This window comes from Endozoicomonas sp. ISHI1, from assembly GCF_024606225.1.
In the GTDB taxonomy this organism is placed as follows: Bacteria; Pseudomonadota; Gammaproteobacteria; order Pseudomonadales; family Endozoicomonadaceae; genus Endozoicomonas_A.
The window spans coordinates 25,952-40,722 of sequence record NZ_JAGRPU010000009.1; the positions used below are offsets into that span (position 1 = coordinate 25,952).

The 14,771-nt window shown below is 48.5% G+C and carries 9 protein-coding genes; 7 read left to right on the forward strand and 2 right to left on the reverse strand.

All coding sequences use genetic code 11. The annotated features are described in order from the left end of the window. Positions 1–5: 5 nt before the first annotated feature. From KBW69_RS07865 to KBW69_RS07885, 5 genes are all read left to right on the forward strand, one after another. On the forward strand, positions 6–692 hold the full coding sequence (locus KBW69_RS07865) for a hypothetical protein (RefSeq protein ID WP_257280540.1): 687 nt from the start codon (positions 6–8) through the stop codon (positions 690–692). A gap of 202 nt (positions 693–894) precedes the next feature. Then, positions 895–4,404, forward strand: coding sequence for a chromosome segregation protein SMC (smc, locus tag KBW69_RS07870; protein ID WP_257280541.1), 3,510 nt, complete (start codon positions 895–897; stop codon positions 4,402–4,404). A 423-nt stretch (positions 4,405–4,827) separates the two neighbouring features. Further along, positions 4,828–5,898: a cell division protein ZipA gene (gene zipA, locus KBW69_RS07875; protein WP_257280542.1), complete on the forward strand. Its 1,071-nt coding sequence runs from the start codon at positions 4,828–4,830 to the stop codon at positions 5,896–5,898. Positions 5,899–6,007: 109 nt separating this feature from the next. Then, positions 6,008–8,050 (forward strand): NAD-dependent DNA ligase LigA, encoded by a 2,043-nt coding sequence (ligA, locus tag KBW69_RS07880; protein WP_257276283.1) that lies wholly within the window; start codon positions 6,008–6,010, stop codon positions 8,048–8,050. Positions 8,051–8,053: 3 nt separating this feature from the next. After that, positions 8,054–8,635 carry a hypothetical protein gene (locus KBW69_RS07885; protein WP_257280543.1) on the forward strand — a complete coding sequence of 194 codons (582 nt, stop codon included), beginning with the start codon at positions 8,054–8,056 and terminating at the stop codon, positions 8,633–8,635. Positions 8,636–8,665: 30 nt separating this feature from the next. On the opposite strand, the gene KBW69_RS07890 is transcribed toward KBW69_RS07885, so the two are convergent. Both KBW69_RS07890 and KBW69_RS07895 read right to left on the reverse strand, forming a co-directional pair. Continuing rightward, positions 8,666–10,102 (reverse strand): hypothetical protein, encoded by a 1,437-nt coding sequence (locus KBW69_RS07890; protein ID WP_257276285.1) that lies wholly within the window; start codon positions 10,100–10,102, stop codon positions 8,666–8,668. Positions 10,103–10,280: 178 nt separating this feature from the next. Beyond that, positions 10,281–10,565: a hypothetical protein gene (locus KBW69_RS07895; protein ID WP_257276286.1), complete on the reverse strand. Its 285-nt coding sequence runs from the start codon at positions 10,563–10,565 to the stop codon at positions 10,281–10,283. A gap of 171 nt (positions 10,566–10,736) precedes the next feature. On the opposite strand from KBW69_RS07895, the gene KBW69_RS07900 reads away from it, so the two are divergent. Both KBW69_RS07900 and KBW69_RS07905 read left to right on the forward strand, forming a co-directional pair. Next, a complete protein-coding gene (locus tag KBW69_RS07900; RefSeq protein ID WP_257276287.1) occupies positions 10,737–12,482 on the forward strand; it encodes a hypothetical protein in 1,746 nt (581 codons plus the stop codon). 550 nt (positions 12,483–13,032) lie between these two features. Beyond that, positions 13,033–14,610: a hypothetical protein gene (locus tag KBW69_RS07905; protein ID WP_257280544.1), complete on the forward strand. Its 1,578-nt coding sequence runs from the start codon at positions 13,033–13,035 to the stop codon at positions 14,608–14,610. Positions 14,611–14,771: the final 161 nt, after the last annotated feature.

Here is a 14,771-nt window from a genome sequence, read left to right on the forward strand (position 1 = left end):
GGGAAATGCCTGGCAGTCATTTTTTCGCTGCTGCTACCCAAAGAGCAGAGAGAACAACAAACCGGGAAAGACAGCTTAGTACCCTCCCTCCTCAGGAGCTGCAACAACTTGCTGCCCGGGGCATCGGGACAACACGGTTGCGGGAACTGAGTAATCAGCTGTTACTGGCCATAAGTAATGACGCTTGGGATGAAGCAGAGCTTTTATACCTCACTATTCAGAATGCCGGGGCAAGGCTGTCGGAACGCGCCCAGATGGTGCTGAGCAGGATGCTGATAGAGGCTGTGGATGACGAGATGTGGGAGAAAGCAGACAATTTACAACGCATTATTCAGGATACCGGGACACGGCTGATGCACGAAGTTGACCGGCAACTGAGTTTCAAGCTGATAGCGTTCCTGAATAGAAGGTCGTTGAGTGATGCAGAACGTTTACGAGACATTATTCGGGGCGCCGGGGTAAGGCTGACGTTCGGAGCCGAGATGGCACTGAGTAACCAGCTGGTAGAAGAGCTGTGTTGCGGGCTTTGGAATAATGCAGAACGTGTACAGCGCATTATTCAGGACACCGGGGCAAGTCACTCGCAAGGTGCCCGGCGGGCACTGAATAACATGCTGGCATCGGAGAGAAGAAATAACTTTCACAGTAACGCAGAGCGGTTACAACGCATCATTGAAGGCAGGGTGCCATAAGAAATGTACTGGTCTCAACAACCTGCACAGGGTTGATTGCCCTGTCACAGCAGACAGACTGAACTGGCCATAAGGTTGACGGTCAAAGCTTTCGGTAACGACGACTTTTCCTCATGGGCACAATCTGTGTACACTCGTAGAGAGTTGTTACCTACTGATAACCAGGCAGCTGTGGTCCTGATAGCTACGAATTAAGGAAAAGATGCGTCTTAAATCGATCAAACTGGCCGGTTTCAAATCCTTTGTGGATCCCACAACGGTTCATTTTCCCTCCAATATGTGCGGTGTTGTAGGTCCTAATGGCTGCGGCAAGTCCAATATTATCGACGCCGTACGTTGGGTCATGGGGGAGTCTTCTGCCAAGCACCTGCGTGGTGAGTCCATGACAGACGTTATCTTCAAGGGCTCCAATAGCCGTAAGCCTTCAGCAAAGGCGACGGTAGAGTTGATCTTTGATAATAACGAAGGTCGGGTCACTGGCGAGTTTGCTGCCTACAGCGAGATTTCTGTGCGCAGGATGCTGACCTCGGAAGCCAAGAATTTTTATTTCCTCAATGGTAACAAGTGTCGCCGTAAAGATGTGATGGATATCTTTCTCGGCACCGGTCTAGGGCCGCGAAGTTACTCCATCATCAGTCAGGGCATCGTCTCCACGCTGATTGAGTCCAAGCCGGAAGAACTCAGAGTCTTTATTGAGGAAGCGGCTGGTATCTCCAAGTACAAGGAGCGCCGCCGTGAAACAGAAAACCGCATTCGCCGAACCAATGAAAACCTGGAACGACTGACCGACCTGCGAGAAGAGCTGGGGCGTCGTCTCGGGCATTTGCAGAGACAGGCCGAAGCGGCAGAAAAATACAAAGAATACAAAGCCGATGAACGACTGAAAAAAGCCCAGCTTCAGGCCTTGCGTTGGCGGGGCATCGATGAAAAGGTCAGGAATCAGGAACATGTGATTTCCGAGCTGGAAGTCCAGCTGGAAGCGGCCGTCAGTGAGCAGCGCTCCTCCGATGCCGGAATGGAAAAAGACCGCGCCCAGCAGATGGAGTTGAGTGACTACTTCCATGAAACCCAGGCCAAATACTATGGCACGGGCAATGAAATCACCCGGATTGAGCAGACGCTTCGCCATAAGGAAGAGCGGGCCAAAGAACTGAGTCATGACCTGCAGCAGCTTGAACAAAGCTGGCAGGAAGCCCGTGAACAGATGGCTGAGGATCAGTCTCAGCTGGAAATTCTGGAAGAAGAAAAACTGCAGATTGAACCTGAGCTGGAGATGCTTCAGGAGCAGGAATACCAATCCGGTGACTCTCTTGCCCGGGTGGAAGAGGAAGTGCATCGTTTGCAGCAGGAATGGGAACAGTTTAATCAGCGCTCCCACGAGCCTCAGAAAGCAGCTGAAGTGGAGCAGTCCCGAATTCAACATGCTGAAGCCGTACTGGATCGTCTCCATGAGCGTGAACGGCGTCTGCGAGAAGAAAGCAGCAGTCTTGGTGGTGGCGAAGACATTGAAGAGATGGAGCTGCTTTCCGAAAAGCTGACCGAGCTGGAGCTGACCCGCGAAAATCACGAGCTGAAACTGGAACAAGTCACCTCTGACATTGAAGAAAACCGTGTTCAATTTGATCAGTTACAGGAAGATCGTGACAGCCATCGCAATGAACTGAGTATGATCAGAGGGCGTCACGCTTCTCTGGAGGCCCTTCAGCAGGCTGCTATGGGACAGGATACCGGGGTCATGGTCTGGCTGGAGCAGCATGGACTGGCATCTGCACCCAGGCTAGCCGAGAAACTGCAAGTGGAGTCAGGCTGGGAACTGGCTGTTGAAACCGTTCTCGGAGACAGCTTGCAAGCACTTTGTGTTGATGATCTGGATCCTGTTGCAGGGTTATTGGATTCTCTGGAGCAAGGCGCAGCGGTTTTACTGGATGCTTCCGCTCATCAGGTTTCTGAAGAGGCCAGAGGAGCGCTTCACGCTCTGGCTGGCAAAGTACAGTCAGGCAGTGAAGCCAAGGGGTTACTGGCAGGCATTTATGTCACAGATTCGCTGGAAGCGGCTTTATCTGCCCGAACCGCTCTGCAGGCTCACGAATCCATCGTCACAAAAGAGGGGATTTGGCTATCCGGAAACTGGCTTCGGGTCTGTCGCGAAACGGATAATCATTCCGGTGTTCTGGCCCGTCAGCAAGAGCTTGAACAGCTTGGCAGCCGAATGGAAACGTTGGAAGCGCTCAGTCAGCAGGTTGAAGAACGTTTGGCCAACGCCAGGATTCAGGCTGAGCAATTGGAAACCCACCGACAGCAGACTCAACAACAGATTACTGAACTCAACCGAACCCAGGGTGAGGTGAGAGCGGATCTCGGTGCCAGAAAAGTCAGGCTTGAGCAGTTTTCGGAAAGGCGAATTCGACTTCAGCAAGAAATTGCTGAATGTCAGGAGTTAAGTCAGGCTGAACAGGAAAGTATCGGAGAGTCCCGCCTGCGACTTCAGGAGGCTCTGGATCGAATGGAAATGGACAGCGGTCTCAAAGAAGATCTGCTGGAGAAAAGAGAGAAGGGCAGAGAAAAGCTGGAACAGTTGCGGCAGAGTTCCCGTCAGGATAAGGATCGTCTACATCAGCTGGCCTTGAGGCAGCAAACCATCAACAGTCAGGTGGAATCTCTGCGAGCGGCTATCGAGCGACTCAGTCAGCAATCCACCAAACTGAGGGAACGCCGGGAGCTGCTTCAGACGTCACTGTCGGAGTCCCATTCTCCTGAAGGAGAATTGCAAGAACAGTTGGAGATTCTGCTGGCCAGAAGGTTGGAAGAAGACGAAGCGATGCAGAAGGCTCGCAGCGAGCTGGAGGACGTTGAACAACGACTGCAGCAAATGGAAAAGAGTCGGCAGTCCGCCGAGCAAAAAGCCCAGACTGCCCGCTCAAGACTTGAGAAGTTAAGGATGGACTGGCAGGGCATGCAGGTCCGGCGCACGACCCTGTCTGATCAATTGCGGGAAGACCAGTTTGATCTGGATACCGTTCTGGCCAATATGCCGGAAGACGCCAGCGAGAAAGTCTGGGAACAGGAACTGGAAAGATTACAGGCACGGATTGAAAGACTGGGGGCCATCAATCTGGCAGCGATAGAAGAGTACGAAACCCAGTCGGAACGAAAAACCTACCTGGATGCGCAGAACGATGATCTGGAGTCCGCTCTGGAGACCCTGGAAAATGCTATCCGCAAAATCGACCGGGAGACCCGTCAGCGTTTCAAAGTGACGTTTGAGAAGGTGAATTCCGGTTTGCAGGAACTGTTCCCCAGAGTCTTCGGAGGTGGCCGCGCTTATCTGCAGTTGACCGGCGAAGATCTCCTGGATACCGGGGTAGCTATCATGGCGCAACCGCCGGGCAAGAAGAACAGTACTATCCATCTGCTGTCTGGTGGTGAAAAGGCGCTGACGGCGATTGCCCTGGTATTTGCCATCTTTCAGTTGAATCCTTCACCCTTCTGCATGCTTGATGAGGTGGATGCACCATTGGATGATGCTAATGTAGGCCGGTACGCCAAAATGGTTTCAGAAATGAGTGACAAGGTTCAGTTTATCTACATCACCCATAACAAAATTGCCATGCAGGCAGCGAATCAACTAGTGGGTGTAACGATGCAGGAGCCCGGTGTCTCCAGACCCGTATCTGTGGATGTGGAAGAGGCCGCAGCTATGGCAGAACTCTGAACTTTTTCTTATTGAACGGTTAGTTTTTATTCGTTGTTCAGTATAAGAAGTCTGTTTTTGTGTAACCTGAGATTAAACGGTTTGTACAGTTGCACAGGCGACTGAAAAAAGTTATCACTATTTATCGAACTTTGTTAATGATATCCGTGGTTTGCGCTTGAAGGGACAATAAATACTCGCCAAAATAGACTTGTAGGTCAGGATGCTTGACTTACCTGATTCTGGCGGTTGTCGGACAGTGTTATGAAAGTGAAGATTAAAAACGTGTTTCATCAATAATCATAAACAATGGTCTGAATACATATTGTTTTGTTGTAACATGGTAGTACATTTCACTGATTTATAAATTTCAGACTTTTTTGCGTTTTCGGGTTGTTGGTTTTCAGGCGGCAACAACCCACCGGGTAAACAGGCGGCATGGACATGAGTTTACGAGATTGGTTGGTAGTAATCGGAATCGTCGTCATTATTGGCGTTCTGGCTGATGGATACCGCCGTATGCGTCTGGCTAGAAAAAGAGCATCAGAACTGTCTTTCGGTCTTGAAGATGTAAAAGGAAATGAAGACGAGTTTGGCAGTGAATTGCCCAATGGTGGAGCCAGAAGGTCAGAGGCTCCCCCCCAGAAGTTGGAAACAGTGAAGAACTGGGTGCGTTCAGAAGAGTCAACCCATGTTTCTGTGAGGGAGCGGATCGAACCGGAAATATCCAGCCTTGGGTCAGAAATTATGGCGCCTGCCAGGCCGGTGCAAGAGACACCCGCAGAGAAACCGTCTGTTGAGGCTCCGGAAGTTCAGGAAAAATCAGAGCCCTTACCGGTTCTGACTCAGGTTGATGAAGTACCGGAAGTGCCTTCTGTCGAGCCCGGATCCAGAGTAAAAGAGCCTGTTTCCGGTGTTGAAGAACCTGCACCCGTGCAGGAAAGTTTTACTTTTAAGTCTGAGTTTGTTGAAGAACCCCAGGCCGCTGTACCCCCCACATTTGCAAAGACCAAGCCCGCAAGAACTGAGAAAAGTCACCGTTCTGTCAATCAGGAAAAGCTTGCAGACCGTCCTGCAGCCAGTGAAATCCTGGTGATCAATCTGCTGGCAAAAGGTGGTGAAAACTTTGACGGCGCAAGGTTGCTCCAGAGTCTGATGGCTTCAGGCATGCGCTACGGCGATATGTCGATCTTTCACCGTTATGCCAACAAGGATGGAACCGGACAGATCCTGTTCAGCATGGCAAATGGGGTAGAGCCGGGCACTTTTGATATTGGTAAACTGGAATCGACTGATACACCGGCTGTCAGTGTTTTTATGGGATTGCCCGGACCCCGTGAGCCACTCAAGGCGTTTATGCTGATGGAAGAAACTGTACGACAGTTGGCGCTGGATTTGGGTGGAGAACTAAAAGACGAACACTTCAGTGTACTGACGCAACAGACACTGGAGCATTATCGTCAGCGTATTCGCGATTTCGAAAGAAAACAGTTAACCCAGAAGCTGGCTGACTGATCCATCTCTACCTCTCATTAATTTTTATCCTCCCCCGGTCTATCGGGGGCTTCAGTGTACAGGCTCAAGGCGGTTTAGAATCACTCAGGACCGTTTAAGTAACAGAATCATGACCCAAACTACCCTCTCTCTTAAGGAAGCTCAACAGCAAGCTCAAGGGCTGCGAGAGCAGATCAATGATCATAACTATCGTTACTATGTTCTGGACGATCCGATCATTGCCGATGCCAGTTATGATCGGCTGATGCAGCAGCTGAAGTCCATCGAAGCGGATTTTCCCGAGCTGATTACACCTGAATCACCCACCCAGCGAGTGGGTGCTGCCCCCCTGAAAGTGTTTGGCCAGATTCGTCATGAACTGCCCATGCTGTCGCTGGATAACGCGTTTAACGAAGACGATCTCAATGACTTTGACCGCAGAGTCCGTGAGCGTTTGGGCACCGATTCAGCAGTAGAATATGCCTGCGAACCCAAACTGGATGGGATTGCGGTCAGCCTTTTATACGAGAAGGGGGCGCTGATGCGAGGTGCTACCCGTGGGGATGGTACGACTGGCGAAGATATCACTCTGAATGTTCGCACCATTGCTACTATTCCTCTGAAATTGCTGGGTGAAGGTTGGCCTGATCGTCTGGAAGTTCGTGGTGAAATCTTTATGCCCAAGGAAGGTTTTGAAAGGCTGAATAAGAGAGCTAAAGCCCGGGATGAAAAAGTGTTCGTTAATCCCCGCAATGCAGCAGCGGGCAGTCTGAGACAGCTTGACTCGAAAATAACGGCGAAAAGACCTCTGGATATTTACTGTTACAGTGCCGGTGTGGTTGAAGGGGGTGAGTTGCCTGACAGGCATGCGGATATTCTTGAGCGTTTTAAAACCTGGGGCCTGCGGGTCAATCCGGAGCTGCGGGTAGTTAAAGGGGCTGCTGCCTGTGCTGAATACTTTTCCAGAATGAGTGAGAAGCGCGAAGCTTTGCCCTACGAAATTGATGGTATTGTTTATAAGGTCAACCGTCTGGCCCTGCAGGAGCAACTGGGTTTTGTAGCTCGTGCTCCCCGATGGGCCGTTGCCCATAAGTTTCCTGCCCGGGAAGAAATGACCCTTTTGAAAGATGTGGAGTTCCAGGTGGGCAGAACAGGTGCCATTACGCCGGTTGCCCGTCTCGAGCCGGTCTTTGTGGGTGGGGTCACCGTCAGCAATGCAACCCTCCATAATATGGACGAGGTGGCACGTCTGGGTCTGAAAATAGGTGATACCGTTGTGATTCACCGGGCTGGGGACGTGATTCCAAAGGTGGTTCGGGCTATTCCCGACCGAAGACCAGCTGATGCCAGAGATATTGAATTGCCTGAGCGCTGCCCGGTGTGCCATTCAGACGTTGAAAGAGATGAAGACGAAGCAGCAGCTCGCTGCACTGGTGGTCTTTATTGTTCGGCCCAGCGTAAGGAGGCCATCAAACACTTTGCTTCAAGGAAAGCCATGGATATTGATGGCCTGGGTGATAAGCTGGTGGATCAGTTTGTCGAGAAAGGTCTTGTGAATACTGTGGCTGACCTTTACAAACTCGGAGCAGAGCCTATTGCATCCCTTGAGCGAATGGGCAAAAAATCAGCCACCAATCTGGTCAATGCCTTGAAGGCCAGCCAGAAAACGACGCTGGCCAGATTTATCTACGGACTGGGCATTCGTGAGGTAGGTGAAGCGACTGCTCAGAGTCTGGTGGCTCATTATCGTGATCTTGAGGCGATCAAGTCAGCGACGGTCGAGCAGTTACAGGAAGTGGATGATGTCGGTCCTGTCGTTGCTGCTCATATAGAAACGTTTTTCAAGCAGGAGCATAATCTTGAAGTGATGGATGAACTGCTGAAAGTTGGCGTGCACTGGGATGAAGACACCGGACAGGAAGAGGATGTGGATCAACCCTTACAAGGTGAGGTTTGGGTGCTGACAGGAACCCTGCACACTATGACCCGGGATGAAGGCAAGGCCGTATTACAGAAAGTGGGCGCCAAAGTTACCGGCTCTGTCTCAGCAAAAACCACGGCGCTCCTGGCTGGAGAAAAAGCGGGCTCGAAGCTGACCAAGGCTCAAAATCTTGGTGTTCGTGTCGTTACAGAAGATGAGTTTATTGTTTTGATGCAGCAATGGGGAGTCTGATACGTGAAACGGGGACTGGCACTGATCATAATGATAACAGGATTTCTTTTTCTGACCGGCTGTGCCAGCACAACACCGCCTGCCAATCCCCATAACTTATGCAGTATTTTCAAAGAAAAGCGTAGTTGGTATCGACACGCTAAAAAAGCCAATGAAAAATGGGGGACTCCCATTCAGATCATGATGGCTATCATGTATCAGGAATCCTCTTATCGTCATGATGTCAGACCCCCCAGACCCTGGTTCCTGTTTATTCCATTGCCCAGAAATTCATCAGCCTACGGCTATGCCCAGGCCCAGGATGGCACCTGGGAAATGTACCTGAAAGAGAACGGTGGCTGGTTCAGGGGGCGGGATGATTTTGAGGATGCCATTGATTTTATTGGCTGGTATACCAACAAGACCCGTCGTATTAATGGTGTCTCTCTATGGCGTGCTGATTTGCTCTACCTGAATTATCATGAGGGTTGGGGTGGCTATAAGCGTGGGAGTCACAAGAAAAAGCCCTGGCTGTTGAATACGGCTAAAAAAGTCGACAGTCGAGCTTCAAACTACGGTGCCCAGCTTCGACGTTGCAGGCTCTGAACAAGAAGCCTATTGTCACTGAGATGTTGACTAATACATCAAAAATAACTGACCATCAAGGCTGAATAGCCGACCATCAAGGCTGTCCAGTCCACTCAAAGGATTGATCATGGAACCATCGATAGACGTCCAGGTATTGAAAACCTGGCAGACTGTCGGTGAAGTGGGCGTTACCACGGCACCGGTTGAATCCGCAGTGCCTTCACACTCTCCTGCCAATGGTAGTGGATCAACGGCTTTCAAGCCGTATTGTTTTGGTCGCCACCACCATGAAGGTGGATATTGTCGCCACGGATTGGCTGCCTGAAGATGGTTACAGGCCAGGGCCAGTTTAATGTGTCCTTCGATACCTATAGCTGTACTTTTTGAGCGTATCCGATTGCCTGCCAGATTAAAAAGGGGAGGTAACAAGTTGACTTTTGTATCATAATTACCCCTGAGAAAGAAACCATCTCTAAAACGAGCCGGTCTCGTTGAGAGAGGTTTCTTGCCCAGCATATTGTTGTTGATATCAACCGTGTTTCTGAAAATATCCATACTGCTCCCAGCCGGTAGGTAAAAGTCACCCGCGTGTGCCATCTCTCCCTGGAATATATTTTCAATAACAGCGATCTTCTGTAACTGCTGCGTACCGGCATAATAAATATCTATCCCTTTAGGAACAATATCACTCCCGTCGTAGAGTATGGATTTACCTATCATGACGTTATTGGCAAACTGCAGGCCCGAACCCTGGTTCACCGATGCATCAAGGGATCCTGCGCAAGAGAGGAAAAGTCCGGCCCGTCTGACAGACACATAAAACAGGTTATTTTCTACAATCAGTTTCCGGTTATAACAACCAGCATAAATAATAGAAAAAGCCCCCACATTGTTCTCAGGTCCAACGGGCTGGAAAGTAACATGCCTTATGTGACTGTCTCTCGTTTTATCGAAATCGTACATGTCATCAATCATGACCATAGACAGATCTTTAAAACCTGCATCAACTCTGATAACTATTTCAAAACCGTCGTCTGCTGCACCAATGATGTCCTGACCGTCCTTCAAAACTATTCCTTTATTAATAAGATACTCAATCGGGGTTTTATCCACCGGAGGGAGAGAGGATGTAGAAGTAGAAGACGCAGTAGACACAGTCTCGGAAGAGAGCAGGATAACAGTGTTCTCAGGAGCCCGTTTGATCGTCTCACTCAGATCCTCTGTCGGATCAGCAGCGAGAACAATACACTGTCGTCCCTTGACAAGTTCTACGTACTGGCGTAGCCGCTGCTGAACCCCCGGCGTTTGTGCTGGAAGAGAGTCACACAATACTGTCGGCAGAGGAGGATAGGGTGCTATAGAAGAAGAGGTTGAAGCTGGAGAAGAGTTGACGTTTGGAGATTGAGTCGTCCAGGCTTCTGCAAACAAAGCCATTAACAGGAATAAAGGGGCGACTAACCGGGCTAATAAATAGTGTTTCAGCATGATCATGCTCAGAACCCTTTGAAGCAATCGACATGAAGTCTAGACTCTGTATTTATACTTAGCCATCAAAAAAATTGTTCCATTCAGTGCTGTAAAAACTTTTCAGAATTTAATAAAAAAACCTTCTCCATTGGCAACGTTTACACATTGATTTCAATCACAGATCTCCGGGTAGATATTAAGCCCCACCCACGGCACAAAAACCTAATCTTGTTCGTCCTGAATAACCATCTCGTGCAGGGTGTTCAAGTCTGGCACTATCTGCCCGGAAGTCGAGCAGCTTCTTCGTATGTGAGAGCAGAGCCTTTCCTGCATTCATCAGGGATAAAATGATATTACCAAACAGCCGGGTTCCACTTTTCATCGCCTTACGCGTCGAGATTTCTTCAATCCAGCTCACTGCGCCAAAGCTGCCACTGCAGTCCAAATGTGTCGATTCGCTTGGATCGATTTTTGCTGACATACAGTACCATTTGAACAACGAAAGTTCCGAAGGAGGGAGGCTTGTTTCTTAAAGTGGAAAGCTTTGCCTTTATTTATGAAATATCTGGTCTAAAGTTGCTCGGGCTGTCTTAAAAAGGATTACAACGATAAGGAATATCTGTTTCGATTTTTAAATATTAGAAAGATTGAAATGATGAATACCTTAAGATCCGGGTTGGTAGTTGCTCTATTCTCAGCGGTTTATTGCTTCCCCTGTCATGTTTACGGCACGGGTGAGTCAGCGGGCAGTGATGTATTTACAGAAGTTTCAAGTTGCTCTGAATTAAACAGTCGTGCTGACAGGGACGTGTGCAGGCGTCATTTACCTGTTCTTAAAAATCTCATCAGGGAGAAAAGCAATCAGTCATCTTCAACAACTTGCCCGGCTATTTCCCGGAATGCGTTCTTAAGTACTTGCACAGACACTCCTCCAGGCTCTAAAGCGGTCAGGATAAGAAAAATATCCGCTACAACAAACAGACTGGGGCATGAGGTTTTTAGAACCATCCATCCGACCTTGTTTATCTTTGATGCAGAGCAAACGTCTGGAAATGGACAAGCTGCCGTTTATGAATTGCCAATGACCGGGCGTAGCAGGCACTTTTCCATAGGTTTCAGCAGTTTTCAGTTACCGGATAACTCTGCTTTTGTGGGGAATCGCATCGATATTCTGCCTGAGTTTGTTATTAAGGGACACAGCTGGTTCCATTACGTGATGTCGGCACCCCATAATGATTCTGTTTATTATCTGGCGAATATCAAGGTCGATTCGAGAAATCCTCTGGATACAGGCAAATCATTCACAGCAGTTGCCACAGTGCCTTCTGTCTCACCCCCGAGAAAACCACGTTATGTACCCGGAGGCGTTCTGAATCTCCGGGGTGCGGGTATCTTTGTTGCAGACAACATCAAGGTGGTGCTTGATCCGGTGGATAATCAGGTAGCGATCAAACTGGTAGAGTTGGGATGTACTGATCATGGTGATGGGAGAGGAACAGAAGAGAGTTTCGTCTATCGATTTATGCATTCTGAATTTGATCTCCTGCAAGGTATACAGAAATCAACACAATATCAAAATGCTGCGCTGACTGTTGATTGCTTTCAGAATAAAGGGCAAGTGCAGTTGACCATGAAAAACACTAAAACCGTCATATCCTTACCCACTGAAACGGCAACGCCTGCACCATTGAAAAGCAGTGGTGTGTTGTTCGATATGCACTTATGGCATAGAGAAAACGTTCTGCACCTGGTTGATTCTACTTATAACAGCATTGTTGATCAGTTTGGCAATGATCTATGCGCCGAGTCAGCCAATCCATCGGACCTTTTTCTCTATATGGGAGGTATCTCGGGTGGCAGGTACTGTTCTGATACTAAAGTAATCCAGGGAACATTCGGATTAAAAGGCAGAGACGAGGCATGGGGCTTGACAGGCGTTGATCAGGCTGATTCGCATAGATGTTCGACTGAATTGGCTAAACGTTACCAACTAGGATTTGCTTCAGTGAAGGCAGGGTCTTCGGCGAGATTTGATGCTGCCTGTAACTCCCCTATGCCGATATCCGATTCTACAACTCAATCACCCCACGTTACTGATACAGGTGCTATGGCTATGAGTAATACTGGCAGAAAAAGATTAAAACCAGGGCAGATAGTGTCTGCAGGTATTGGTGCATTGGTTGTGAATCAGGCCATTACCCATAGCTGGTTCTATTTTTCAAAACATATCAGGCAAGCCTCGGTAAGATACACCAGCCAGATGTTAGCTGCTACTTTAGGTTTGGGCATTCCGCTAGTCCAGCTGATTGAAGTGGTTAGAGATCTCCGGCCATATAAACGTAGATGCGGGTTATACACGAGGCCATCGAGGTGTGTCACATGTCTGAAAAGAGAATGAAATCATACACTGCTGTGTTCAGGTAATCCGCAGTAAAGCTGGCTGTTGTGTCGGGTAAACCGGTGACAGAAACTGCCGGATAGCTTGGGGTTAACTTACCGGCTTTCTCGTGATAATACCTGTCAGAGACTTGGGGCTCATTTCCTATTGCTGAAGACATGGCCTTTCTTTATCCAATTTCCGGTCTAGGATAAATAACGACTTTTCAAAAAGGATTGTCACGGCAAGGATACATCTGTTTTGGCTTTCAAATATGCGGCAGAGTGCAGTTATGAATAGCTTTAGATCGGGCTTGACGGTTGCTCTATTGTCAGTAGTGTTCGCCTTTTCTTGTCATGTTTTCCCCGCAGTTGGGCCAGCGGACAGTTCTGCATATACAGAGGTTTCAAATTGTTCTGAATTAACCAATTGTTTCGATAGGGAGGTGTGCAATCATCATTTGTCGGCTTTTAAGGCTCTCATCAGGGAAAAGAACAATCGGGCATCTTCAACAACAACTTCCCCGACTACGTCTTCAAATATTTCTCTACGCAGTTCTCCGAATCCTTCAGTGACTCCTTCATCAATCCCTGAAACAGTTAAGATAAGAAAGATATCGAGTACAACAGAAAAACTGACTCATGAGGCTTTTGAAACCATCTGTCCAACTTTGTTTATCTTTGATGCAGAGCAATCGCCCGGACAGGAACAACCGGCCGTCTATGAATTGCCATTGTCAGAGCCCGTTTCTGACAGCCATAGAAGAGTCAACAGTTTTCAGTTACCGGACAACTCGGCTTTTGTGGGGAACGGAGCGGATATCTTGCCTGAATTTGTTATTGAGGGAGGCTTACAGCGTCACTACGTGATGTCGGCAACCCATAATAATGCTGTCTATTATTTGGCGAATATCGAAATCGATTCCAGAAACCCTCTGGATATTGGTGTTTCATCAGCCACTGCTTCCTCAGGATATCCCGTTACAACCCCGACCACACAGGATTATATACCGGCGGGTATTCTGAATCTGAGGGGCGCGGGTATTTTTGTTGCAGTCAACATCAGGGTGGTGCTTGATCCAGCGAATAACGATATGAGGATCAGGCCGGTAGATCTGGGCTGTAGCAATCATGGTGAGTTTGGCACAGAAGAAAATTTCGTCTACCGATTTTTGCACTCTGAGTTTGATCTTTCACAAGGTGTACCAGGATCAACAGACACTCAAAACGCTGCACTGAATGTAAGATGTTTTCAGAAAACAGGGCAAGTGCAGTTGACTATGAAAGACACTAAAACCGTTATATCTGTACCCACTGAAACGGATACTCCAACACCCGACGCACCACAGAGCAGTGGTGTGTTGTTCGCTATACACTTATGGCCCAGAGAAAACGTTCTGAGCTTTGTCAATTCTACTTGTAACAGCGTTGTTGATCAGCTTGGCAATGATTTATCCATTGACTCAGCTCATCCGTCGGATCCTGATCACTATATGGGGGGCGACTTTGGCAATTACTGTCATGGCATCAAAATGATGAATGGGGCATTTGGATTAAAAGACAGAGAGCAGGCATGGGGTTGGGTATTGTTTGATCATGCTAGTGATCCTCGCTGTTGGGCCGTAAATGGGAAGAGTTATAGAGCAGGGTTTGCTTCAGTGAGCGCATGGTCTTCGGCAGGTTTTGATGTTGCATGTAATTGCACTATGCCAACAGCCATTTCACCTGCTTCATCACTTTTATCCGCTTCTTCTACAGTCTCTCCCTATACAACCCAGGTGGCCTACACTTCATCCAAATTTATTTCTGATGCAGATAATACAAGCGATCTGGTTCCGGTTATCAGTATTGTTGGCAAAGCTGAACCAAGAGAGTTGGAAGTGTCAGAAAAAACACCCACATGGGTGAAAGCATCCTCAGGTGCTGGCCTGTTTCTTGGGGGGCTTATAACTCAAACCTGGTTCTATTTTTCAAAACGGATCAAGCCGACCTGGATAAGGTATACCAGTCAGGCATTAGCTACAACATTGGGATTGGGTCTTCCCGCATTCCAGTTGTTACCAAAATGTATCAGTAGATTGAGAGGAAGGAGTGGATCCTTCACTCCATCGCCAGAACCAAAGATGTCAGAACTGGAAAAGCAACTGTAGCATGTTGCAAAAAAGCCTCCACAAGTCGGCGGTCTGTCAACAGTTGTCGGCTTGCTTATGGCAGTACTCTCGGAAAACTCCGAATCTCAGCCCGGTTGAATGATTTCTGATTTAAAGAAGGCTTGCCTTTATTTATGAAATATCCGGTCTAGGATTTAGGG

Coding starts and splice junctions, on each gene's coding strand:
- KBW69_RS07865 (WP_257280540.1), top strand. CDS start 6: ATGCCTGGCAGTCATTTTTTCGCTGCTGCTACCCAAAGAGCAGAGAGA.
- smc (WP_257280541.1), top strand. CDS start 895: ATGCGTCTTAAATCGATCAAACTGGCCGGTTTCAAATCCTTTGTGGAT.
- zipA (WP_257280542.1), top strand. CDS start 4,828: ATGAGTTTACGAGATTGGTTGGTAGTAATCGGAATCGTCGTCATTATT.
- ligA (WP_257276283.1), top strand. CDS start 6,008: ATGACCCAAACTACCCTCTCTCTTAAGGAAGCTCAACAGCAAGCTCAA.
- KBW69_RS07890 (WP_257276285.1), bottom strand. CDS start 10,102: ATGCTGAAACACTATTTATTAGCCCGGTTAGTCGCCCCTTTATTCCTG.
- KBW69_RS07895 (WP_257276286.1), bottom strand. CDS start 10,565: ATGTCAGCAAAAATCGATCCAAGCGAATCGACACATTTGGACTGCAGT.
- KBW69_RS07900 (WP_257276287.1), top strand. CDS start 10,737: ATGATGAATACCTTAAGATCCGGGTTGGTAGTTGCTCTATTCTCAGCG.